Below are 23,497 nucleotides of genomic sequence, written 5' to 3' on the forward strand. Positions count from 1 at the left end.
GATAGCTCCTAAAACTTACTGGTGGCTTGTTTATCAATCGATTTCGCAGCCGCATCCTGCTGCGAAATGGCGCCCATTGCCACCAGCTTCTGTAAACATTGATCCATCGTCTGCATGCCGTGAGCCTGACCAGTCTGAATAACCGAATACATCTGCGGCACTTTATCTTCCCGGATCAGATTTCGAATGGCTGGAATACCCAACATAATTTCGTGAGCCGCCACCCGTCCGCCACCTATCTTTTTCAGCAGTGTCTGCGAAATAACTGCGCGCAGCGATTCAGATAGCATAGAGCGCACCATGGATTTTTCTTCTGCCGGAAAAACATCAATAATACGATCAATGGTTTTAGGAGCAGAGTTCGTGTGCAGCGTGCCAAAAACTAAATGACCGGTTTCTGCAGCCGACATGGCTAAACGGATGGTTTCCAGATCCCGCAGCTCGCCCACCAGAATGACGTCAGGATCTTCCCGCAGTGCAGAACGTAGCGCATTGGAGAAGCTCTTTGTATCTCGGTGCACTTCCCGTTGATTCAGTAGGCTCAGCTTGTTGTCATGCACAAATTCTATGGGGTCTTCAATGGTAAGAATATGCTCACGTTTGGTAGAGTTAATATGATCAATCATGGCAGCTAAGGTGGTACTTTTACCCGACCCAGTCGCCCCTGTTACCAGCACCAGACCGGTTGGCTGATTGATGATACTCTTAAAAATCTGCGGCGCACCCAAGTCATCCAGCGTCAGCACTTTGCTGGGAATAGTACGAAGTACAGCCGCCGCACCGCGGTTTTGAATAAATGCGTTAACCCTAAAACGAGACAAATCTTTTACTTCAAAAGAAAAATCGGTCTCAAAATTTTCTTCATATTCTTTGCGCTGCATATCGTTCATGATTTCGTAAATCAGCGCATGTACCTGCTTGTGATCAAGTGCCGGAATATTTAGCCGACGCATTTCGCCATCAACCCGAATAATGGGGGGAAGACCAGCCGAAAGGTGCAGGTCTGATGCGTTATTTTTAACACTGAATGCTAAAAGTTCGGTAATATCCACAGCAACTTCTCCAATAATTCAGGTGAATAATGCAAACAATAGCAGAACGACTGATATCCGCCTACGGGCGTATAGATCAGGCTACTGCCAGCGCCCATCGTCCACCAAAATCGGTGCAATTACTAGCGGTGAGCAAGACTAAACCCGTATCTGATATCAAGCTTGCGTATGAAGCCGGACAACGTTCTTTTGGCGAAAACTACGTGCAGGAAGGCATAGATAAAATCCAGCAGCTTCAGGCGTACAGCGATATCGAATGGCATCTTATCGGGCCATTGCAATCCAACAAAACCAAGGTGGTAGCGGAACATTTTCATTGGGTTCAGTCTGTTGACCGCGAGAAAATTGCGCGGCGCTTAAACGATCAGCGGCCTTCGTCATTACCGCCGCTGCAAGTGTGTATTCAACTTAATATTGATGAAGAAGACAGCAAAGCCGGTATTTTGCCCGTCGAATTACCGGGGCTTCTTGATGCCATTACCGCAATGGAGCGCCTGCAATTGCGGGGCTTGATGGCAATTCCTAAAGCTGATGCAGCGCCGTCAGCACAGGCTGAAACTCTGGCTCAGCTGGCCAAATTGTTTGCTCAATACCGTACAAAGCTGAGCAATTTTGATACCCTGTCCGTAGGAATGAGCGGTGATATGGAAGAAGCAATACAACACGGTTCCACAATGGTAAGAATTGGCAGTGCGATTTTCGGTTCACGGTAAATCCAGCATCGCCAGTTGAGAACCCGTGACTTTACAATAGAAGTAGAGCGCTCAACCCGATTTAACTTCAGAACAAAATAAGGGTATACATGCAACAGAAGAAACTTGCTTTCATTGGCGCTGGAAACATGAGCCGCAGCATAATCAGTGGCCTGATTCAATCGGGATATAGCCAGGAAAATATTCTCGCGAGTAATCCGTCTACACCCAAGCTTGACGCATTGAAAAAAGATTTTGGCATTCATACCTCGCAATCGAATGATGAAGCTTGTCAGTTTGCCGATGCTATTGTGCTGGCAGTTAAACCGCAGATGATGGGAGAGATGTGTCAGGCGCTTCAGAACAACAATCTTTCCGACAAGCTATTTTTATCTATTGCCGCAGGATTACCCGTTGCCCGGTTGCAGGCGATGTTAGGCGGCGATTATCCGGTGGTTAGAATTATGCCCAATACGCCCAGTTTGTTAGGTAAAGGAATGTCAGGCATGTATGCTGATGACAAAGTAAGCGCTGCAGACAAGCAATATGTGGATGATGTTATGGGCAGCGTGGGCGAAACGGTTTGGGTGGAGCAGGAAGAGGGTATTAATGGTGTTATTGCCGCCGCCGGTAGCAGCCCCGCTTACTTCTTTTTATTTTTGCAAGCCATGCAAGAAGAAGCGATGAATATGGGTTTTGAAAAAGACATCGCCAGAAAGATGGTTCAGCAGGCCATGTTAGGCGCAGCTGAAATGGTTTGTCACAATCAAAATCTTGAATTAAGCGAGCTGCGCGCCCAAGTTACGTCTAAAGGCGGCACTACGGCGGCAGCGTGTAACACACTAATCGACGAAGGTTTATCAGACACTGTCGCTAAAGCAATGCGCGCAGCCGTAGCTCGCGCAGAAGAAATGGCTAAACAGCTTTAAGCTTAATTTCAGGAACAATAACAGATGAGCGCATCAGTTTTTCTTATCAGCACCTTATTCAACCTTTATCTTATGGTGGTGCTTTTGCGGTTGTGGTTACAGTTGGTCCGTGCCGACTTTTATAATCCGCTAAGTCAATTTGTGGTTAAGGCGACGCATCCTATCGTAGCGCCGCTACGCAGAATCATTCCTTCTATGGGAAGTTTTGACACCGCCACCTTTGTGCTGGCGCTGTTAGTGGCTGCAGCTAAATTGATCACGCTGTCGCTGGTTTTTGGCAGCGGCGCTTTTAATCCCCTAGCCATCGTAATACTAGCACTGGCGGATGTTGTGAAAGAATTTTTGTCACTCGTCTTTTGGGTACTGATCCTGCGGGCAATTTTAAGTTGGGTATCGCAAGGACAAAGCCCCATCGAATACGTATTGCACCAGTTAACTGAACCCTTTCTTGCTCCTATTAGAAGAATTATTCCTCCTCTTGGCGGTCTCGATCTTTCTGTGCTGGTGGCAATCATAGCGTTGCAGTTCATTCAGTTGCTGTTGCAAGACACCTTTGGGCTTTATTAAACAGTGAAAAGTTGGAGAAGCGATGCGATGCCGCTGCAAATGAATAAAAGCTGGTTGTTTATTTTATGCATCACCCTCGGTTTTGCTCTGCCAGCCAAGGCCGAGCAAAAACAGACGCTGGGAAGCTGGGATGTTCACTATATTGTAGTCAACACGGCTTTTCTTGCCCCGGAAGTTGCCAAAACCTATGGCATTACTCGTAGTAAATATAGTGCCTTAATAAATATTTCGGTACTTGATAGCCAAACCCAAGCCGCGCAGGCGGTCGCGGTGACGGGTACCGCGCGTAATTTACTTGGTAATACCAAAGAGCTGGCATTTCGCAAAGTGGAAGAAGGCGATGCCATTTACTATTTGGCAGCTATGAATTTTAGTGACAGGGAAACGTACCGTTTCGCTATCGACATCCAGGATGGCAACACAATCAGAACGTTAAAGTTTCAACAGCAATTATACGCTGATTAATCTTTCGATGCCTAAACCGGGTTTTGAAGTGGCCCAGACAATTGGCTCTTTCAAAACCCGAGTCGTTTGGCTGTCCTTTGTTCTGCTCTGCCTTTTTCAGTAAGCGGGTTTGGCCTTGGTTCAGCAAAGCTGATAAGGCACAAGTTCAGATTACTCCTGTTCAACCATCACAAGACATTACGCTGCTATTTTGCTTGTTCTTCCCGTAAAAACACCATTTCTGTTGCGCTACTGTCTTTTTCACTGAAATAATAACCACTGGTATTAAACGCCTGCAGCTGCGCCACCTCTGTCAGTTGGTTTTCAATGATAAACCGCGCCATCAGTCCCCGCGCTTTCTTCGCATAAAAACTGATAATTTTATATTGACCATTTTTCTTGTCTTTAAATACTGGCGTAATAATCATACCGTCCAGCAGCTTTTTATTTACCGATTTAAAGTATTCAGTTGAAGCGAGATTTACCAGCACCTTATCGCCCTGCTCTGCCAGCGCACTATTGAGGTTGTCGGTAATACGATTGCCCCAAAAGCTGTACAAGTCTTTACCCGCTTCATTTGTAAGCTTTGTTCCCATTTCCAGACGATAAGCCTGAATAAGGTCTAAGGGTTTTAGCACACCATACAGGCCAGACAAAATACGCAGGTGAGACTGTGCATACTGCACGTTTTGTTCAGTCAATGTATAAGCGTCTAAGCCCGTATAGACATCTCCGTTAAATGCGTACAGAGCCTGGCGCGCATTGGTTTTAGTAAAGGGAGTATGAAATTCTGCAAAACGGTTTGCGTTGAGTGTCGCCAAATTATCGCTGATACTCATTAACGACGACAATTCGGCAGGAGAAAGCGCTTTACAACGTGCTGCCAGACGTTTGGTATCTTCCAGCATTTCGGGCTGAGTGTACTGGGTTATTGGGATCGGTGACTCAAAATTGAGGTTTTTCGCGGGGGATACAACAACTAACATTTATGCTCCTGCTTGGCCTGTTTACTGCTTGTTTATCAGTTACCAGTGTACCCGAATAAGAATGTACAGCATATTCAAGAAACTATATTACCCTAATCGGTAAACACTATGCTTGATACTCAACCCAATCGTGCCCATGTAATAAAGCAGACCCCTCTTGATGGAGTGGTATAAATTCCAAGATTTGTTTGATATAACATTAAAAATACGATCTGGTTTCATCTTCCGGACATAAAAACCCTACATGTTAAACGGCAACCGCTCTCGCGGCATTGCTACTTTTTCCGTCGGTTCGCACTTAGCGTTATGCGGGCTACTTTTAATTAGGTCACTAATTCAGAGAGTAATATGACTAATCAGTTAGAATCATTACGAAAAATCACCACCGTTGTTGCTGACACTGGCGACATTGAAGCTATTAAAAAATATCAACCCGTTGATGCCACCACCAACCCGTCTTTACTGCTTAAAGCTGCCAGTCTACCTCATTATGCAGAATTAATTGATGACGCCGTTGCCTGGGCAAAGTTGCAGTCACAGGACGATAAGCAGCGTCTCACTGATGCCGCTGACAAGCTTTCTGTTTCCATTGGCAAAGAAATTTCTGCACTGGTACCGGGCCGTATATCAACAGAAGTAGACGCACGCTTGTCTTTTGATACCGAAGCCACGATAAAAAAAGCGCAACGATTGATAGAACTTTATAACGATGTAGGCGTTGATAAGTCGCGCATTCTTATAAAAATGGCGTCTAGTTGGGAAGGTATTCGGGCCGCAGAAGAGCTGGAAAAACAGGGTATCAACTGTAACCTGACACTGTTGTTCAACTTTGCGCAGGCTCGCGCATGTGCAGAAGCTGGAGTTTATCTTATCTCTCCGTTTGTGGGTCGTATTCTTGACTGGTATAAGCAAAATACCGACAAAAAAGAATACACGGCTGAGGAAGATCCAGGCGTACAGTCCGTCACAGAAATTTACAACTATTACAAAGACTACGGCTACAGCACAGTAGTAATGGGTGCCAGCTTCCGTAACATCGGTGAAATTAAAGCCCTTGCTGGTTGCGACAGACTTACCATTAGCCCGGATCTGCTGGAGCAACTGGCAAATGAGCCATCTGAACTTACCGCAGTTTTGAAAGACAACGGTGCCAGCAAAACACCGGGAGAGAAGCTGACAGAAAGCGCATTCCGCTGGGAAATGAACGAAGATCCTATGGCTACTCATAAGCTGGCTGAAGGTGTACGTAACTTTGCTGCGGATCAAATAAAACTTGAGACTGTGTTGAGAGAAAAATTGGGCATATAATAATATAATATTAGTATTTTCCAATTCACTGTAAACCACTAGGAACTTAAGAATGACTGCACTGACAAGCCAGCCAGAATGGCAACGTCTCACTACACTTGCGGCGTCTGTTAAAGATGCTCACATGCGCAACTGGTTTGCTGAAGATTCCCAACGTGCTCCCCGTATGGAGGTTGAGGCGTGCGGGTTATTTTTAGATTACTCTAAAAACCGCGTAACCAAAGAAGTGATGCAAGCCCTGTTTGATCTTGCCAAAGCACAAAATGTGGAAGGCCAGCGAGACGCCATGTTCAACGGCGAACAAATCAACAGCACAGAAGGACGAGCGGTGTTGCATACAGCATTGCGTAATTTTTCTGGTCAACCGGTTATGGTTGACGGGAAAGATGTGATGCCGGAAGTGCTTTCCACTCTTGATAAAATACGTGATTTTACTCAGGCAATTCATTCCGGCTCCCATACGGGCTACACCGGAAAGCCTGTAAAGCATGTAGTAGCTATCGGAATTGGTGGGTCGTTCTTAGGTCCTAAAATAATGACAGAGGCGCTTAAGCCTTATAAATATGACGGTATTAAAGTTCATTTTGTTGCCAACGTGGACGGCTGTCATATTCATGATGTACTTACTGAAGTGGATCACGAAGAAACGCTGGTGGTGATGTCTTCAAAGTCGTTTTCTACCCAGGAAACGCTGCAAAATACGCTATCTACCAAAGAGTGGTTTTTAAAGCAAGGCGGGTCGCAACAGGATATTGCCAAACATTTCGTTGCAGTGTCATCCAACGTGAAGGCGGCTACGGAATTTGGTATTGCGAAAGAAAACATTTTTCCAATGTGGGATTGGGTGGGTGGCCGCTACTCATTATGGTCAGCTATCGGCCTTCCTATTTCGCTGGCACTGGGGTTTGAGAACTTCAAAGGGTTGCTGGAAGGCGCTCACCACATGGATAACCATTTTAAAGAAGCACCGTTTGAGCGTAACCTGCCGGTAATTCTGGGAGTGTTAGGTGTCTGGTACCGCAATTTTTTCAATGCACAGTCCCATGTATTACTGCCGTACTATCATTATCTTCGCGGTCTACCCGCTTATGTTCAGCAACTTGATATGGAAAGTAATGGTAAACGTGTTACGCAGAGTGGCGATGTGGTTGATTATGAAACCGGGCCAATTATTTGGGGCAGTGAAGGCACCAACGGCCAGCACAGCTTTCATCAATTAATCCATCAGGGCACCGACGTCATCCCTGCTGATTTTCTGTTACCGCTGAATGTCCCGAATCAGGACGACACTCACCATGCAATGTTGGCGTCTAACTGTTTTGGGCAAACCCAGGCGTTGATGCAAGGAAAGACGTTTGAAGAATGTTACGCTGACTTAGCAGATAAGGGCTTGGACGAGGCCGAAAGAAAGCGGCAGGCACAGCATAAAACTATGCCCGGCAATAAGCCCAGCAATACCTTGTTATTTGACAAACTGGATCCCTACACTCTTGGCGCGCTGGTTGCTATGTATGAACATAAGGTATTTGTTCAAGGTGTGATCTGGCAACTTAATTCCTTTGACCAATGGGGTGTGGAGCTAGGAAAAGCGCTTGGGAATCAGGTTCTGGCAGGGATTAGCGGCGATGCTGATGGCGATCAATTTGATGCCTCTACTCAACAGTTAATTGCTCGCTTCAGACATGCCAATGCACCAAAATAAGGAGCAGTAATTGGTGTAAAGCCATTTTGGTGCATCTGACAACGTGCTTTGCGGCCGTTCCACACTGGACGAATACCACCTGTGTCATAAAGTTGTCACGACTTGTTAATAAAAAGTAAATATACTTGTTTTAATCTAGTCATGACTGTGATACAAAATCGTACAAAGAGATCAGCGGTATGTTCTCTCACTGTTGTAAGTGGTAACCTTAAGGAGATCCTTGTGGATAAGTCAGATCTATTTGCTATGTTAGATATCGAAGCAACTCCAGCTAGAACAAAAAGCAAGAAACGGAAGTGGCGAGAAATAGAAGCCCTTCAGGATCGATTCAGACTTGAAAAGGAACTTGCCGAACTTGATTACGGTTTCGAATACGAACTGGAATCAATGGAAAGATAACAGAAACGGCCGCCTGCGAAATCAGGCGGCCGTTTTACTTTCCAAAGCAGGTTCTTCGGGCCGGTTTATGCTTGCTGCTGAAATTTGTTCTAAATAAACCAGTTTTGAACGCGACGCGAGCCAGGAAGCCTCTTCTCGGCAAATAACTGGCTAAACGGACAACGAGCTACAACGAGCAATGCAGGTTTATGACGACCCCTTCAGGCAGTACGACGATTTGGTTAGCCGAAGCGTTGTTGTGCTAGCAGAAGCTTTTGGCTTTGATGTTTTTGTAGCGTTTACCTGCGCTGTGGATATAGTTGAGCCTGAAAAGCGATACTAATATTAATTGATCGCGCAGCGAGATTTTAATTCGTCCAACGGGAATGAGTGCGTAATCATTGTTATGGACTTGCATCGAAGTGTTTCTGTGGTCTTTGAAAACCTTATGGTGTTCACTGCTGCTTGATATGTGCTTAAGCTGATAAGATTTAATCGGAGTTCCATCAGCGCGCCGGGTTCGCAACAGATGGCTAATCTAATCCGCATTGATCGGTGCTTACTCAGTGCGGATTAGAATCATATCACGCGCAGTTAATGACTGACTCGAACTATTCAGCACTCAATGAACAAAAAAGCTGCCGGTAAGAAGTAGTAGTAGTTGCTCTCTTGCAAACAGCGACAGTGCAGAAGTTAACCGATGGAGCATTCGCTTTGAGCGAATTGGAAACACGCGGATGAAAGCACAAAGCGATCTTCAAATCTGAAATTTCACACCTGCCTATTTTAAACCTGCCAGATAATAGGTGCCTTACCCTGCTCGTTTAGCAATTGATTTGTCTTACTGAAATGCCCGCAGCCGAAGAAACCTCTGTGGGCTGAAAGCGGGGAAGGATGCGGAGCCGTTAACACATGATGACGTTGAGAATCGATGTTCTGGCCTTTCTTTTGCGCATGGCTGCCCCACAACAGAAATACAACGCCCTCACAGTTCTTATCTACCGCATCAATAACTTTATCGGTAAAGGTCTCCCACCCATATCTGGCATGGCTATGCGCTTTGCCCTGCTCTACCGTTAAGACAGTATTAAGCAGTAATACGCCCTGTTCAGCCCAAGGCGTTAAATTTCCGTGGTTGGGCGGCGTAAAACTCTCTATATCAGCGGCCAGTTCTTTATAAATATTCTTTAGCGAAGGTGGCGGAGCGATGCCATCTTGAACAGAAAAACATAGACCGTGAGCTTGATTGGGGCCGTGATAAGGATCTTGCCCCAGAATGACCACCTTCACCTCTTCAACCGGTGTCAATGCAATAGCATTAAATACGTCTTTGGCTGGCGGATAAATTACTTTGCCCGCATGTCTTTCCGCAGACACTTTTGCCATTAGCGCTTCAAAATAAGGTTTTTGCTTTTCTGGCCCAAGAACGTCTTGCCACTGCATTTATTTTAATAACTCCATCATGTGCGCTTTTAGCGCCTGATAGTCCGCTGGTAAGGTAACAGCCAGACTCTCCTTACCGGCCACTTCCTGTAGCGGTTTAGGAAGACTCAGTGGCTGTCCGAGGACATTCTCTACTGTTTCTCTGAATTTTGCCGGGTGAGCTGTCCCCAAAAACAAGCCATATTCGCCTTCGTTTAAGTCGTGACTCACTGCACGAAAAGCAATAGCCGCATGGGGTTCACTGGTATAGCCGTGATGTGCAAGCTGGCGCATGGCAAGCTGGGTGTATTCTTCATCGACAGATTCACCGCGCAGGCAGCTTTTATCAATATAGCCCTGCTCAATTAATGCTTCGATGCGAGGCCAGTTGTTTGGCTGACTGACATCCATGGCATTGGACATTGTTGCCACTGTAGCGTTTGGCTCCCACTCACCGGTTTTAAGATAACGGGGAACCGTATCGTTAAGATTGGTGGCAGCGATAAAGCGTTTAATAGGCAAACCCATGGCTTTGGCTATCATGCCAGCCGTCAGGTTGCCAAAGTTCCCGCTTGGCACCGATACCACGAGTTGTTCCCGTTTTTCTGCCGGAATCTGACTAACGGCTTCAAAGTAATAACATACCTGTGCCAACAGCCGACTGATATTAATAGAATTGGCAGAGTTCAAATGCAGACCTTCGCGCACATCGGGATCATCGAAGGCCGTTTTCACTAAGGACTGACAGATATCAAAGTCGCCCTCTACGGCTACGGTATGAACGTTGTCGCCCAATGTACTAAATAATTTTTCCTGTAGTGGGCTGATCTTGCCCTTGGGAAACAAAATGACTACGTTGATGTTTTCTATACCGTGAAATGCGCGGGCTACCGCAGCTCCAGTGTCGCCAGATGTCGCGGTTAAAATGGTGACAGGCTCACCGGCGCTGATGCGCGATAAGCACTGCGCCATAAAGCGGCCACCGAAATCTTTGAATGCTAAGGTTGGTCCATGAAATAATTCGAGGGTGTAGATACGGTCGGTAACCGTTTCTACAGGCGCAGGAAACGTAAATGCTTGTTGCACAATCTCTTCTAACAGCCCATCGCCCAGTTCGTCGCCGATAATGGATCTCAGAATAGCAATGCTGCGCTCAACAAAAGGTTTATCAAGCAGCTCATCTACGTCACCCAATGTTGGAATAGTCGCAGGAAAATAAAGCCCCTGATTTTTCCCCAACCCTCTTTTAACCGCTTCTGCAAAGCTTGCGGTGTCGCCTGAGTTTTTCAGATTTACCAATTCCACTTTTTATACCTTATCATTTACTTGCTGTTGGCAGGCACCCTGCGTGGGGATGCGACATACGTGGCTAAAGCCATCTTCATTTTGAATATAATTTTCGCTAAGCCAATCGGCGATATTCTGAGCCTGGCTTTGATCATCACATACGGCAAATACCGTTGGCCCTGAGCCGGAAATCCCAAACGCCAGCGCACCGTTTGCCATACTGAAATCTCGCGCGTCATCAAATCGCGGTAACAATGATTTGCGATAGGGTTCGGCTATCACATCCTGCATTACCGTGGCAGCCAGTTTAGTGTTTCCGGCATGCAGCGCATGAACAAACACGCCCAACTGACGCCCAAAGGTCAAGGCAGTTTTCATTTCCACTGAGGCAGGTAAAATATTTCTTGCCGCCGATGTGGATACGCTGATACCAGAGTAACATACCACCCAATACCAGTTCTCTACCAGTGGTAATGAAACGGTGACCGGTGAATCCTGTCCTGTCATGAGAGTCATGCCGCCCAGATAACAAGGGGCAACGTTATCATAGTGAATACTGCCGCTGATTTGTCCTTCCAATTCGCCCATCATCAATAACAACGTGTCCTCATCGAAGGGGCGGTCAAAATGTTCGTTTAATCCGTAGAACGCTGCCACAATAGAGCTTGCACTGGATCCTAACCCACTGCCGATAGGCAAATTCTTGTACAAAGTCATGGCTACAGGACGGGTTTTATGCCCGGCCTTTGCCAATTCTTCAACAAAATAATAATAACAATGAGTAACAATGTTGGTAGCTGGGTCTGGCGGTAATTTTGTAGAAAACTCACCTTCAACAGCCAACTGAAACTGCGCGGCATCTTCTACCACTACTTCATCGCCCAGCAAACTTCCATCCGCCGGTTGCAACGCAGCACCTAAAACATCAAATCCAAGACTCACATTACCGATCGACGCTGGAGCATAAGCTCTGGTTTTTTTCATAACACTCATCCTGAATTAGTGGCCCATTTGCTTCCACGGCATTGTACGTAGTACATCCGCGAATACACCAGCAGCAGTAACTGTACCACCGGCACCATAACCCCGAATGACATAAGGGATTGGCTGGTAATAGTCACTGCTGATGGCCAGCGCATTTTCGCCGTCTTTTACCGCCGCCAGAGGATGCGTCAGCGGCACTGCCTGGATCGTAACCTTGCACTTGTCGCCTTCAATGCTGCCGATGTACCGTAATACTTTATCTTCGGCTCGAGCCTGCTCCACTCGTTTGGCAAAATCCGCGTCCAACCTGGGCAGTTGCGTCATAAACTCATCTACGCTGCAGGTTTCGGCAAACCCTTCTGGTAGCACAGATTCAATGGCAATATCGGTAAGTTCAAGCTCTAAATCCGCTTCACGTGCCATAATTAGCAGTTTACGCGCTACATCCATGCCGCTTAGATCATCACGGGGATCTGGCTCTGTGTAACCGTTGGATTTTGCAGATAATGTCGCCTCAGACAACGACATTCCTTCTTCTAGCTTACCGAAAACGTAGGATAAGCTTCCGGATAAGATGCCTTGGAAACTATGTAACACGTCTCCTGCACTGAAAAGCTTCTGCAGGTTATCAATAACTGGCAGACCAGCACCCACGGTAGTTTCGTAAAGGTACTGCCGATTGGTCCGCAAGGCAGTTTTTTGCAGTTTACGGTAATAGGCCAGGCTGTCGGTGTTGGCTTTTTTATTTGGCGTCACTACATGGAAACCATTTTCCATCATATCCACATATTGCGATGCAATGCCCGCATGGCTGGTGCAATCCACAATGACCGGGTTTACCAGGCTGTTGTCATTTACAAATTTCCGTAGTCTGTCGATGGAGAAGCTCTCTGTGGCCTGCGCCAGCGATGCCTTCCAGTCGTTGGCAACATCTATCCCATTCCCATCCAATAATAATTTACGACTATTGGCAATACCGTAAACCCGAAGCTGGATATTGCGTTTCAACAGCGAAGGTTGTTGTCTGGCGATTTGCGCCAGTAGCTCGGTGCCCACGTTGCCACATCCAACTAAAAACACATCGATAGTATGACGGTTAGAGAAAAAGTTCTGATGGATAACTCTTACGGCCTTTTTTGCGCCGCTGGCTTCAATAACGGTAGAAATAGAACGTTCGGAAGAGCCTTGCGCAATGGCGACATTGTTCACCCTGGCCTGCCCCAGCGCACTGAAAAAGCGTGCCGCGAGACCTTGAGTATGACGCATGCCGTCACCCACCAGCGTAACAATTGCCAAATCCTGTCGCACTTCAATGGGATCTAGCAGCTGGTTTTGTAATTCAAGTGCAAAGGCATCCTCCAGCAGATTTAACGCTCGCGCGGCGTCTTTGCTTTGAATGCAGAAACTGATGCTGTATTCGGAACTGGACTGGGTAATCAAGCTGATTGAAATATGGGCATTTGACATCACTTCAAACACGCGGCTGGCCATTCCCACCATGCCTTTTAATCCGGGGCCTGCCACATTGAACATAGTGATATTATCAAGCTGCGAAATCCCTTTTACCGAAGTCCAGAGTTCGCTGGCCTGGTTGCTTATCAAAGTCCCTGGCGCAGCAGGGTTTAACGTGTTGCGAATCAGACAAGGTATATGATGTTGCGCAATTGGGCCAATGGTTTTGGGGTGGAGCACTTTCGCCCCAAAGTAAGACAACTCCATGGCTTCCTGATAGGTGAGCTTATCCAGTAACACTGCACCTTCCACCTGGTTAGGATCAGCATTGTAAACGCCATCTACGTCGGTCCAGATTTCACAGCATGAAGCCTCTATACAAGCGGCCAGAATGGCTGCTGAGTAGTCCGAGCCGTTACGCCCTAACGTCACTTTCTCTCCCGCGTCATTAGCGGCGACAAAGCCCGGCATAACTAAAAACACGCTGCCATCAGTTTGTACATCAGAAAACCGCGCTTTGCTAAGCGGGACATCAGCGATGCTATCTAGATAATCTCCATCTGCAAGAATATAAGTGGCGGGATCGATAATGAGGTTGTTTACGCCTTTTGCCGAAAGAATGGCGCTAAACAAGGTTACGCTGATGTACTCGCCCAGACTCAGGATGCCTGCTATGACGTTATCCGGCGCGCAGCCAAGTAATTTAATGCCTTCCAGTTGTTGCTTAAGTTTGCGCAGCCGTGTCTGGATAAAATCGTTAACATCTTGATAAGCGAAATCCTCAACCGTTTCTTTTAGCTCTTGTGCAATACCGGTGACAGTTTCATCAAGTTTGGCAAAAAGCGGCAGGTAGTCTTCATTTGCCGCCGCTTGTTCACACAGTAAAGATAGCGCGTTGGTAACTCCCTTTGGAGCAGACAAAACCACAGCCGCGCCATCGGTTTGGTGGGTGGTCATACTAATCTCGGTCACGCGCAGGTACCGCTGTGCATCCGCCAAAGATGATCCACCAAACTTTAACACTTTCATTTGTTGCTCCTTCCGGTTTCTTTCGCTACGTCAATCGTTACAGCTTGTCAGGTAAAAAAAAACCCGCTCTCTTGGAGGGCGGGCTTTCGGTGTCTGTTGCATTTGCGCACTAGCCAGCGACCGCCCTCATAGAGGTGGTAATAATCATCATGCCGGTGGTGCTAATTATTATTGTTTTCATGCAGGTCAATTTGCCGTATAGACGTCTATATGTCAACCGAGAAACTGAAAATAAATTGTACTGCACAAATTTTCCCGCTGTTTTTTAGCGCCACGCCCCAACCTGATCATTGGCTTCTCCACTAAATCCACTCTCACTATATACCTTGGATCGAAAGGCACTCACCGCCGCCTTTCCCGAAGGATGTTTGGCGCAGTTGCAGAGCTTTTCAGGTAAAGTAGTAGCGCCACTGTGATCCCAACTTCCGCTGATACAGTACCCTTCTACAAAAGCACACTAACTTACACGGCAGATAAAAATTCATTTTTATCTTATATATTCGCTGATATATGCAAGGATTGCGGTATGAAAACACGATTCAAAACGTTCCTGGCAATTAGCGCGTTTGCCACAATTTCGCCCATAACAATGGCAGAAGAATTGCCGTTCGAAATCGGCGGACATGTCAGGTTAAATTATAGTTACCGAGACTGGCAGGAACCCGCTTTACGCGATGGTTTGGAGTTTGAGTCGTTGCGTCTGACGGTATCTGGCGAGTACGAAAAATTTAGTTATAAAGCAGATTACCGATGGTATGAAAATACCGATTTTAACACCGTTCGCTACGCCGATCTTACCTATACCCATGATGAATATGTCAAGGTTACAGCTGGAATAACCAAAGTGCCTTTTGGCTTGTTACCTTTCGCCTCTAACAGCTTCTGGTTCTCAGGTAACTACTATATCGGTTTTGAAGATGATTATGACGCTGGCTTCGTAGCTGAATATGAACGCGCTGGATGGTCTTTCCAGGCGGGCTACTTTCTCAATGATGAATATAACAACGCGGGAAAGTTTGGTCGCTATTCGTTTGATATTGCCGATGATGGTGAATTTCGCAATCAGGAAGACGGTCAATATAACGTGCGCGTGAATTACACGGGCACGTTTATTCCACGATCCCTCACAGAAGTCGGCGCTTCTTATCAGCATGGCGACGTGCTTAATCTCGACACGCTAAACGATGGCGACATGTCGGCGTACGCAGTTCATGTTCGTCACATACAAGGCCCGGTGAAATTAGAGCTACAATACACTGATTATGAATATAATTTAGCCGTACCTGAAGGACAAACTGCTGATCGCCTGGCGCTGTCTGCCTATGAAGCCCCTTTTCTGATAGCCAGTGCGGGTAAAACTTATCTTTCCAATCTGGTTTACACGTTGCCATATAAGTTCAAATCGGTGTCTGATATTAAATGCTATTCTGAATATAGCCGCATAAGTCCAGACATTGATGCAGGACGATCAAGCACGCAATGGGTGAATGGTTGCAGCTTTGGCTGGTCCAAGTTGTTTGTTTATGTCGACAGTATCCAAGGAAAAAACATGTGGTTTGCCGGCGGTTCCGGTATTGGATTGGACTTTGAGGATTTTCCTGAAACTACGCACCGGCTGAATATCAGTGTTGGCGTTTACTTTTAGAGCGATGCAATGCGATTACTACTAACTTTTTTAATTTTGCTGACCCTGATCCCCACTCAGGCTTTTGCCCACGCCTGGCTTAAACTTAAGATAGCGACCACGGAATACGCGCCTTATACGTCTACTTCGATGGAACACAGCGGCTATATTAATCATATTATTACGCAGGCATTCTTGGAAACCGGGGTGGTCGTCGAGTTCACCGCAATGTCGTGGGAAGAGGCGCTTGAAGCGACGCGCAAGGGCGAATATGACGCAGTATCTTACGGCAATTTCATCCGCTCCCGCGAGCGTGAATTCTGGCACAGTGATCCGATATCGGTAGAGAATCTTGTTTTTTACGTCAATAAAAAAACTGGTCCGAAGAATTGGCAAGCGCTGAGCGATCTAAAGCAATATAAGATGGGGATCACGAAAGATTATTTGTATACCGATGAAATAGAAGCTTATGTTAAATCTGCGCCTACAATCGTTACCGCCCCCACCGACAACGCCAACTTCGATGCGTTAATTAACGGCGATATCGATTTATTCCCGATTGATCAGTTAACGGGCTGGTACATCCTGCAGAAAGATTTCAACGAGATTGATCGCGCCAGCATTCAGACCATAGAACCGCGCATATCCTCTGTAACGACGCATTTACTCGTGCCCAAAGGTAATGCTGATGAACGCTTAATACTGGAGCTATTCAACAAGGGCCTGAAACAACTGAAATTGCAGGGCGAGATGGAACGCTTTAAGACCTTACTGCGTGAGGGATTTTATCAGTATCCAGAAAAGCCGGTTAATTATGATCGACGGTAAAAATTGTAAGCCGAACTGCATTTTAGTAGGAAGAGAGACGAGGTTTTAATTGGGGCATGTTGACCTTTCCTGTTCAGCATCTTTGCCATTGCAGCCTCTCACGCAAGCAGAGACTGTAAAAAACCTGACGTAAATACATCGCCAGCCATCGCAATAACTTATCGATCCAGCTTTTGATATCTTGCCCTTCAGCGAAAAGCCCCTATTACTAATTTATCAATCCGAATAACTGGAGCAGTTATGTCCTCCCCGATCCCTTTTTCGATTCTTGATCTTGCCCCGCTGGGCGAAAATCAAACCGTCAGAGATGCCATTCAAAACACTAATTCGCTGGCAATCACCGCTGAAAAGAACGGCTACCATCGCGTTTGGTTGGCCGAACATCATGGCATGCGAGCTGTAGCAAGCGCCGCTACGTCGGTGATGCTGGCAGGTGTCGGTGCTGTCACCGATAAAATTAGAATTGGCGCTGGCGGTATTATGCTGCCCAATCACTCGCCGCTAGTCATTGCAGAGCAGTTTGGCACATTGGCCGCAATGTACCCGGACAGAGTTGATTTAGGGCTAGGCCGCGCGCCCGGAACAGATATGGCTACCGCTCGGGCCCTTCGGCGCAATCTTCATGGCGATGTAGATGATTATCCCTCTGATGTGGCGTTATTGCAGGATTATCTCTCAGACGATGACGGCAGTAGGCAACCTGTTGCTATTCCAGGCGCAGGCTCGAAGGTGCCGTTGTGGCTGCTGGGTTCCAGCCTTTATTCAGCGCAGCTGGCCGGTAAAATGGGACTGCCCTTTTCGTTTGCGTCGCACTTTGCACCCGATATGTTATTTGACGCCATTCGAATTTATCGCATGAACTTTACGCCTTCTGCACAACTGCGCCAGCCTTACGTTTCAGCCGGTGTAATGGCATCGGTGGCTGACGATACCGCAACCGCTGCTCATTTGTTTACATCGGTCCAGCAGCAATTTACTAACTTGCGTCGCAGCGCCAACCGTCCTATTCCCAGGCCAGTGGATGATATCCACGCGGTGCTATCGGAAATGGAATTACATGCGCTTAACAGCACTTTACGATATGCCGTAGTAGGCAATCCTGGTGAGGCAGAACAAAAATTGCGAAAAATTATTGAAGCCACAGAAATTGACGAGCTAATTCTTTCATTCCCGATCCACGACATCGAACAGCGGCTACATGCTATCGAACTGGTCGGTAAGCTAGACGGCGTGATGCAAAAGCAATTATGGGCGACGCAATAGCGCCAGTGATCTTTTCTTCACAAAGTGAGGAAAGCATACATACCCCTTCATTTATTCAACCAGTTAGAATTAGGACCAGGGAATGACAATGCAAGAAAAAACAGTATTTATTACCGGTGCCTCTAGCGGAATAGGTAAAGCGACCGCTCGACTTTTGGTAAAAAGCGGGCATAAAGTTGCGTTAACCGCCAGAAGTAAAGATAAACTTGAAGCCCTGGTAAATGAGCTGGGAAACGAGAATGCGTTTGCTGTGGCAGCCGATGCCACCAATTTTGATGAATTAAAAAATGCGGTGGATAAAACCATTGAGCATTATGGCAAACTCGATGCTGCCTTTGCCAACGCCGGCAAGGGGGTATCAAAGGCAGGTACGGAAGAGGGTGACCCCGACGAGTGGGCCCAGATGATCGATATCAATATTAACGCGCTGCTGTGGACAGCCAAGCTTACCCTTCCCCACTTGCGAAAATCTCAAGGGCACTTCCTGTTAACCAGTTCAGCCGCAGGCAGAACCAGTATCAAAGGCTCAATCTATGGCGCCACAAAATGGTTTGCGTATGGTTTTGGCCGCAATTTAGCAGAGGAAATGAAAGAATGGAAAGGACGGTGCACCACTATTTGCCCTGGCATGGTAAATACGCCGTTTTTTGACGAAGATAAGGAAGACAAGCTGCAACCGGACGATGTCGCTGAAGCAGTGTTATATGCCATCAACGCAAACCCGCGCAATAGCGTGAGAGAAGTTTACCTGATGCCCGCTTATTAGAGATGCAATAACTATTGCAGGAAAAGGCGCAGCTACCGGTAAAAGCAGTAGCAGCGCCTTAGCCCCTATTTCAGAACAATGGGTTAGCGTGTAGATTCTTCTTTGCTGCTCTTTTCCATAAATGGAAAATACATCTCCCCTTTGCGCTGTTTTTCGATTTTCAATGGCGTGTCTGGGAACAAGCCCATGAATATGTCTTTACGGTTGGGTTCAACTAACCACCAATCCGGGAAGGGCGCGGCTTTCAAACCGTCCCGCTTACGCAGGTTCATGCCTTCGGCTAACCGGGCATTAAAAGGCACCGCAGGCTTGCTTCCATCTGCTGGACGAAGCGACGCATAAAGAGCTTTGCGCAATGGCAGCAGTTTCTCAGCATATTTAGGATCGCGGATAAGGTTGTGACGTTCTTCAGGATCCTTTTCCAAGTCATACAACTCTTCAATGTCCCAAACGCCGTGATATTGAATGTATTTTAAGTTATCGCGACGAATAGCAAAAGTGGTAGGCGTCATTGGGAAAGACCATTCCCAATAATATTCGTAGACAAAATCCGGCTCATCCCAGTTCGCTTGCTTAACCTTGCCTGATGCTACGGGTAGAAAACTCTTACCTTCAAACTGCGCGGGTTTTTTCGCGCCAGCCAGTTCCAGAAAAGTCGGCGCCATATCCAGGTTTCGAACCAGCGCTTCGTTGGTTTGCCCTTGGGGAAGCAAACCCGGTGCACTAATAACCAGCGGTACGCGCACGGAACCTTCATAAGCATTGCGCTTATCTATTAAACCGTGATCGCCTATTAAAAACCCGTTATCACTATAAAAAACCACCATTGTATTTTCATACAAGCCTTCGTCTTTCAGGTACTGAACTAACTTACCGAGACTTTCATCTACCGCAGACAGTGTGGCGTAATAGTCCTTAAGATATTCTTCCATTGTCCGGTCACTGGCATAGAAAAAGTCCGTGCCATGCCAACTGTTGCGCTGGTTGTGGACCCACATCGGTTTATTCTTAGCATCCTCTTCGGTCACCACAGCAGAGTCAGGCAATTTAAATTCAGTATCTGCGTACTGACCCTGATGTCGTTTGGCGGGTTTCGCATCGGAATGGACAGCCTTATGACTTAAATAAAGAAAGAAAGGTTGGTCCTTCTTCACATCATTTTTAAGCCAGTTCATTGCGTAGTCGGTCAGTTCGTCAGTAATATAACCCTGCTGGTCTACGTGCTTGCCATCAACATTAAGTTGATTGACCATTCCCTGTTCCAGTAAATGCGGTGGAATCCCGTCTTTTGGAAAATAACTGCCCTGCCCCGCGAAGCTCACCCATTTATCAAAACCTTCCCGTGGCCCATCTGAATCTTCACCCATGTGCCATTTTCCAAAAAAGCCGGTTTTGTACCCGACGTCCTGCATATATTTAGGAAAAAATATCAGTCCTTCTTCACTGGAATTGTTGTTATCGACAATGTGATGATTACGGGCCGTCATACCAGTAAGAATGGTGGCCCGACTAGGAGAACAGAGTGAAGACGTCACTACCGCGTTAGGAAAATAAACGCCGGTTTGTGCCAGTTGATCAATGTTGGGTGTTTCCAGCTCTTCCTGCAGAAACCCCATGCCGTCATATCTCAAGTCGTCCATCAAAACAAAAATAACATTTCGTGGTTTATCGGTTTTTGTTTCAGCTGCCAATGCAGAAAAACCAAGGCTGGTAATAAGCAGGAAGCCCAGAGGCTTCAGCATTGCCTTGAAAAAACGTACCATAATAAGTATCCTTGATGATTTTTATAAACAACAAATAGCATACAGCGAAAAGCTGCATGCGTTAATTGTTTGTTAATGATCGGGCGACGAGAGCGGTAATTTAAGCATCATCACTGGAGAAAGCGTTGTTAAGCGGGTTTGGTGTTGTGTATATTCATCTGAATGTTGCTGGTAAGAAGTTGCGCGGGCGGTGAATCGCTGCCCCATTGGCCAACGTTGCTTACACCAAGAAACTTGCTGCTGTGCGCCCAGACTTCGACTTGCCAGAAATACTGCGATGCTACCGCGAGAGAATCTCCTAAATAGCGAATATTATGCACTTGCGGGTTTTCCACTTTTCCTGAATCCCAGGTTAGTCCCTGGCGCGTCAGCAGTGCGCTTTCACTATTGGCCACTACCAATCGATAAGCGCCTTGAGAGCGAGGCGGATAGCCTGGAATTTGCCAGCTAAAGGAAGGCACTGCCAAGCATTGGGTATTGATATTCTGCTCGCTCAGCAATTCCGTATTCGAATTACTTTCTACCCGCGACAAAAACTCGTCGGCAGACAACGGCTGCCAACATACCGGCAGAGCTAGCACAGAAGCGGTGACAACTACGCCGTTCATTACGCGTCTTCTGGATATATCCATCTTGCTTACCTCAACATCAAAATTTGCTGTTTTTCGAGTTATACCAAATAAGGCTCACATACCGCCATTAACAAAAAACAAACATGTCATATAAATCAGAGCACTTCCCGTTGAGTTAGTTCAACTTAAGTTCATGATTCCTTAATGCTGTTACAATTTGTTAGCTGTTAATTTTTAGGCGCTCCTCATGGGTGATATCTTTTCCATTGATGTTTTAAGTGCAGCATAGTCAGCGCCCTTTGGGTTGAGCATGCTGCTAGCGTTTGCCGGTACGAAGGCTTTAATAAAGTGTTAGCTGAAGGGGGAGGAAGAGCCTGCCCCCGTATGCTGAGTCAGCCAAACTGCCTACAGCAATTTTCACGATTAATGATGCCGTTGTAGAGGTATTATTTCGAACGGCGACTCAGTTGCACAAACGTGCTCCCTAAAATGTGTTAATCCTCGGCTTAAAAACAACCCGTGGGCGGTGAACCTGTAGTGTCGTTTCCTACTGCGCGCTAAGTTAGAGCCTTTAGTAAAGTCCAAATCGATGTAAGGTATCAGAAAGCTGGCGGGTATCTACGGGTTTGGGAATGAAGTCCAGAGCTCCTAGCTTAAGCACTTTTTCTCGCATTTGAGGTTGAATATCACCGGAAACCACAACCACAAATACCTCCAGCATTTGAGCACGAATTTCTTCAAGCACGCCTACCCCATCCAGAATCGGCATGGTTAAATCCAGTATGAGTAACTCGACCGGGTGCTGCGAAATAACTGCTAGTGCCTCCTGCCCGTTAGATGCCTGGAATACTTCCTTGGCTAAGCCCCGGGGTAAGCTCCGCCGGGCCATTTTTCTGGCCAATGACGAGTCATCACAAATCAATACGTTAAAGCTCACTTCGCTTCCTTTCCTTAAACGTTTGTAAACCCGTGCCTCGCATCTGCTGGCAGAAACTCGTTAGTTCTTTTTATGGTCAATAAGTTACCTTACGGTCTTTAAATTGAAAACCTTTTTCATCCGCAGTTCTATCTACTTTGTCTACTTTAATTTTGTGCTAGTCTGAAAATTACACTGCCTTGGGGCAATGCCATTGACTGATCAAACCACGTTAAACCAATGATGCGACTATGTTTGTTCTCCACAATTGATGTTATCAGCCAAAATCTAACGACCCTTACGCGCTGGATTGGCTATCGGTCGCTCCGACGATGTTTTCCCCGAACAGGTTAAACACTTCATTGTCGGGAAAAAGAGTTGGAAGGAAATGCTAAAAGCCCTGCATCCGGATTTAATGACGGCGGAATACTGGCGGGAAGTGCAAGCCATTACAGCCAGAGGGAAAAAACAAAGCTTCACCCCTTATAATTCCGCCATGCGTTTCCGCGGCCCTAAGCACTTTTATTAAATTTAGCGGCGAAACTATTGAAAGTAACGCTGATACTGCTCTGGCATAGTGTCAAGCTGTTGAATAGCGGCGGCGCGATAGTATATCTCTGCGGCCTCACTTTGCAGCTGTATCTTGCCTTCATCCAAAGGCACAGCCTTGCCATCTTCCACGTAGCGGGAATTTTTCAGCACCATGACTACTTTTCCATTCACTATATGTAAGCTTTTTCCTTCATAGGTGATTAGCTCCAGCGTGTTCCATTCACCTTGTGGTTTCTCAGCGTTTTCTTTACGCAGCACAAAGCCTTTATACGGTTGATTTTCCCCTACGCTAATAAATGGCTGGCTCTCATCAGCCACAGGATTCATTACGTATTCCGGTAAGTAGGCGCGAATATCAATGGCTGAGGTCGCTTGACTCCAGTAATCGCCAATGTGGCCCTGCATAATCTGAAACTCCTGCGACAACATCCACGAACGGTAGTATTCCTGACCGTGTGCGCCTTGGGCATGGTAAAGGATCCCGCTGTCTTTTAGCAGTGCTTCGCGCGGCGGCCATTTTTTATCGCCCCAACGAAACTGCACTTTAAAGCGGTAGTTTCGAAATGAAGCCAACGTAGTCACTGCACCATAAATCTCCCCGCTTACCCGCAGTACGGGCTGATTATCCTGCATTGCTATCGTAAACACCCCAAAGTCGTCGATACCGTTACCCACGCCTATCGGCGGAATTACGTTCCCGGCACTATCCTTCGGCGCGGTGCCATCGTAGGCGGCATCGTGGCGATAGCTTAAATAGCTTTCCCACTGCGACATGTTCGCATCAAATAAGGGTTTCCATTCTTGTGCAGTGGCTTGGAATGAAATTAAAAACAGTAAGGTGATCGTAAACAGATATGACATAAAAGGTTATCGGCAGGAAAATATACTCCATTGATAGCATTTTGTGTTTGGCGATGCAAAGCGCTGAGACTTACGTTAATTCATATTTTACGTAAAAATCTTTTTTGTCATATTAACGGA

General features: G+C 46.6%; 21 protein-coding genes and 1 pseudogene. 12 read left to right on the forward strand and 10 right to left on the reverse strand.

Annotated features, from left to right (window positions below; translation table 11 throughout):
- Positions 1-8: 8 nt before the first annotated feature.
- On the reverse strand, positions 9-1,052 hold the full coding sequence (locus CA267_RS04335) for a type IV pilus twitching motility protein PilT (protein WP_075608622.1): 1,044 nt from the start codon (positions 1,050-1,052) through the stop codon (positions 9-11).
- Between the two features lie 29 nt (positions 1,053-1,081).
- On the opposite strand from CA267_RS04335, the gene CA267_RS04340 reads away from it, so the two are divergent.
- From CA267_RS04340 to CA267_RS04355, 4 genes are all read left to right on the forward strand, one after another.
- Complete coding sequence (locus tag CA267_RS04340) at positions 1,082-1,765, forward strand: YggS family pyridoxal phosphate-dependent enzyme (RefSeq protein WP_075608621.1); 684 nt, start codon at positions 1,082-1,084, stop codon at positions 1,763-1,765.
- An 89-nt stretch (positions 1,766-1,854) separates the two neighbouring features.
- Positions 1,855-2,673: a pyrroline-5-carboxylate reductase gene (gene proC / locus CA267_RS04345; protein WP_075608620.1), complete on the forward strand. Its 819-nt coding sequence runs from the start codon at positions 1,855-1,857 to the stop codon at positions 2,671-2,673.
- 24 nt (positions 2,674-2,697) lie between these two features.
- On the forward strand, positions 2,698-3,240 hold the full coding sequence (locus tag CA267_RS04350; RefSeq protein ID WP_075608619.1) for a YggT family protein: 543 nt from the start codon (positions 2,698-2,700) through the stop codon (positions 3,238-3,240).
- A gap of 39 nt (positions 3,241-3,279) precedes the next feature.
- Entirely contained in the window at positions 3,280-3,705 is a 426-nt protein-coding gene (locus CA267_RS04355) for a DUF4426 domain-containing protein (protein WP_097349182.1), read from the forward strand.
- Positions 3,706-3,890: 185 nt separating this feature from the next.
- On the opposite strand, the gene yaaA is transcribed toward CA267_RS04355, so the two are convergent.
- A complete protein-coding gene (gene yaaA / locus CA267_RS04360; RefSeq protein WP_075608617.1) occupies positions 3,891-4,670 on the reverse strand; it encodes a peroxide stress protein YaaA in 780 nt (259 codons plus the stop codon).
- Positions 4,671-5,018: 348 nt separating this feature from the next.
- Here yaaA and tal point away from each other — a divergent pair, with 348 nt between their 5' ends.
- The 3 genes from tal to CA267_RS04375 all read left to right on the forward strand — a co-directional run bounded on the left by tal (position 5,019) and on the right by CA267_RS04375 (position 8,079).
- Complete coding sequence (tal, locus tag CA267_RS04365; RefSeq protein ID WP_075608616.1) at positions 5,019-5,978, forward strand: transaldolase; 960 nt, start codon at positions 5,019-5,021, stop codon at positions 5,976-5,978.
- A gap of 52 nt (positions 5,979-6,030) precedes the next feature.
- Positions 6,031-7,680: a glucose-6-phosphate isomerase gene (pgi, locus tag CA267_RS04370; protein WP_075608615.1), complete on the forward strand. Its 1,650-nt coding sequence runs from the start codon at positions 6,031-6,033 to the stop codon at positions 7,678-7,680.
- Positions 7,681-7,902: 222 nt separating this feature from the next.
- Positions 7,903-8,079, forward strand: a complete 177-nt coding sequence (locus tag CA267_RS04375) for a DUF3545 family protein (RefSeq protein ID WP_075608614.1) — start codon at positions 7,903-7,905, stop codon at positions 8,077-8,079.
- A gap of 765 nt (positions 8,080-8,844) precedes the next feature.
- Here the strand turns inward: CA267_RS04375 and ung are convergent.
- The 4 genes from ung to thrA are packed head-to-tail and all read right to left on the reverse strand — an operon-like array spanning position 8,845 to position 14,232.
- The gene (gene ung, locus CA267_RS04380) at positions 8,845-9,501 is read right to left on the reverse strand and encodes a uracil-DNA glycosylase (protein ID WP_075608613.1); all 657 of its coding nucleotides are present in this window, start codon (positions 9,499-9,501) and stop codon (positions 8,845-8,847) included.
- Entirely contained in the window at positions 9,502-10,785 is a 1,284-nt protein-coding gene (gene thrC / locus CA267_RS04385) for a threonine synthase (RefSeq protein WP_075608612.1), read from the reverse strand.
- Positions 10,786-10,788: 3 nt separating this feature from the next.
- Entirely contained in the window at positions 10,789-11,751 is a 963-nt protein-coding gene (gene thrB / locus CA267_RS04390) for a homoserine kinase (RefSeq protein ID WP_083638338.1), read from the reverse strand.
- Between the two features lie 15 nt (positions 11,752-11,766).
- On the reverse strand, positions 11,767-14,232 hold the full coding sequence (gene thrA / locus CA267_RS04395; protein ID WP_075608610.1) for a bifunctional aspartate kinase/homoserine dehydrogenase I: 2,466 nt from the start codon (positions 14,230-14,232) through the stop codon (positions 11,767-11,769).
- Positions 14,233-14,758: 526 nt separating this feature from the next.
- On the opposite strand from thrA, the gene CA267_RS04400 reads away from it, so the two are divergent.
- The 4 genes from CA267_RS04400 (at position 14,759) to CA267_RS04415 (ending at position 18,713) form a co-directional block, all read left to right on the forward strand.
- Positions 14,759-15,877 (forward strand): porin, encoded by a 1,119-nt coding sequence (locus tag CA267_RS04400; protein WP_075608609.1) that lies wholly within the window; start codon positions 14,759-14,761, stop codon positions 15,875-15,877.
- 9 nt (positions 15,878-15,886) lie between these two features.
- Positions 15,887-16,684, forward strand: a complete 798-nt coding sequence (locus CA267_RS04405) for a substrate-binding periplasmic protein (RefSeq protein WP_075608608.1) — start codon at positions 15,887-15,889, stop codon at positions 16,682-16,684.
- A 240-nt stretch (positions 16,685-16,924) separates the two neighbouring features.
- Entirely contained in the window at positions 16,925-17,947 is a 1,023-nt protein-coding gene (locus CA267_RS04410) for an LLM class flavin-dependent oxidoreductase (protein ID WP_075608607.1), read from the forward strand.
- A gap of 88 nt (positions 17,948-18,035) precedes the next feature.
- Positions 18,036-18,713 (forward strand): SDR family oxidoreductase, encoded by a 678-nt coding sequence (locus tag CA267_RS04415; protein WP_075610002.1) that lies wholly within the window; start codon positions 18,036-18,038, stop codon positions 18,711-18,713.
- Positions 18,714-18,796: 83 nt separating this feature from the next.
- Here CA267_RS04415 and CA267_RS04420 read toward each other — a convergent pair whose 3' ends face one another.
- The 3 genes from CA267_RS04420 to CA267_RS04430 form a co-directional block, all read right to left on the reverse strand.
- Entirely contained in the window at positions 18,797-20,476 is a 1,680-nt protein-coding gene (locus tag CA267_RS04420) for a sulfatase family protein (protein ID WP_217358052.1), read from the reverse strand.
- Between the two features lie 128 nt (positions 20,477-20,604).
- A complete protein-coding gene (locus CA267_RS04425) occupies positions 20,605-21,108 on the reverse strand; it encodes a glycoside hydrolase family 78 protein (protein WP_075608606.1) in 504 nt (167 codons plus the stop codon).
- 511 nt (positions 21,109-21,619) lie between these two features.
- The gene (locus CA267_RS04430) at positions 21,620-21,985 is read right to left on the reverse strand and encodes a response regulator (RefSeq protein ID WP_075608605.1); all 366 of its coding nucleotides are present in this window, start codon (positions 21,983-21,985) and stop codon (positions 21,620-21,622) included.
- Between the two features lie 260 nt (positions 21,986-22,245).
- Between CA267_RS04430 and CA267_RS04435 the strand changes: the two are divergent.
- Positions 22,246-22,493, forward strand: a pseudogene (locus CA267_RS04435) (isocitrate dehydrogenase kinase/phosphatase-domain containing protein); the annotation flags it as partial.
- 14 nt (positions 22,494-22,507) lie between these two features.
- Here the strand turns inward: CA267_RS04435 and CA267_RS04440 are convergent.
- The gene (locus CA267_RS04440) at positions 22,508-23,377 is read right to left on the reverse strand and encodes a 3-keto-disaccharide hydrolase (protein WP_075608604.1); all 870 of its coding nucleotides are present in this window, start codon (positions 23,375-23,377) and stop codon (positions 22,508-22,510) included.
- Positions 23,378-23,497: the final 120 nt, after the last annotated feature.

Source organism: Alteromonas pelagimontana (genome assembly GCF_002499975.2).
Classification (GTDB): domain Bacteria; phylum Pseudomonadota; class Gammaproteobacteria; order Enterobacterales; family Alteromonadaceae; genus Alteromonas; species Alteromonas pelagimontana.

Bases quoted from the DNA above. Each gene is read 5' to 3' on its own strand.
- CA267_RS04340 (WP_075608621.1), top strand. From the start codon at position 1,082: ATGCAAACAATAGCAGAACGACTGATATCCGCCTACGGGCGTATAGAT.
- proC (WP_075608620.1), top strand. From the start codon at position 1,855: ATGCAACAGAAGAAACTTGCTTTCATTGGCGCTGGAAACATGAGCCGC.
- CA267_RS04350 (WP_075608619.1), top strand. From the start codon at position 2,698: ATGAGCGCATCAGTTTTTCTTATCAGCACCTTATTCAACCTTTATCTT.
- CA267_RS04355 (WP_097349182.1), top strand. From the start codon at position 3,280: ATGAATAAAAGCTGGTTGTTTATTTTATGCATCACCCTCGGTTTTGCT.
- yaaA (WP_075608617.1), bottom strand. From the start codon at position 4,670: ATGTTAGTTGTTGTATCCCCCGCGAAAAACCTCAATTTTGAGTCACCG.
- tal (WP_075608616.1), top strand. From the start codon at position 5,019: ATGACTAATCAGTTAGAATCATTACGAAAAATCACCACCGTTGTTGCT.
- pgi (WP_075608615.1), top strand. From the start codon at position 6,031: ATGACTGCACTGACAAGCCAGCCAGAATGGCAACGTCTCACTACACTT.
- ung (WP_075608613.1), bottom strand. From the start codon at position 9,501: ATGCAGTGGCAAGACGTTCTTGGGCCAGAAAAGCAAAAACCTTATTTT.
- thrB (WP_083638338.1), bottom strand. From the start codon at position 11,751: ATGAAAAAAACCAGAGCTTATGCTCCAGCGTCGATCGGTAATGTGAGT.
- thrA (WP_075608610.1), bottom strand. From the start codon at position 14,232: ATGAAAGTGTTAAAGTTTGGTGGATCATCTTTGGCGGATGCACAGCGG.
- CA267_RS04400 (WP_075608609.1), top strand. From the start codon at position 14,759: ATGAAAACACGATTCAAAACGTTCCTGGCAATTAGCGCGTTTGCCACA.
- CA267_RS04405 (WP_075608608.1), top strand. From the start codon at position 15,887: ATGCGATTACTACTAACTTTTTTAATTTTGCTGACCCTGATCCCCACT.
- CA267_RS04410 (WP_075608607.1), top strand. From the start codon at position 16,925: ATGTCCTCCCCGATCCCTTTTTCGATTCTTGATCTTGCCCCGCTGGGC.
- CA267_RS04415 (WP_075610002.1), top strand. From the start codon at position 18,036: ATGCAAGAAAAAACAGTATTTATTACCGGTGCCTCTAGCGGAATAGGT.
- CA267_RS04420 (WP_217358052.1), bottom strand. From the start codon at position 20,476: ATGGTACGTTTTTTCAAGGCAATGCTGAAGCCTCTGGGCTTCCTGCTT.
- CA267_RS04425 (WP_075608606.1), bottom strand. From the start codon at position 21,108: ATGGATATATCCAGAAGACGCGTAATGAACGGCGTAGTTGTCACCGCT.
- CA267_RS04440 (WP_075608604.1), bottom strand. From the start codon at position 23,377: ATGTCATATCTGTTTACGATCACCTTACTGTTTTTAATTTCATTCCAA.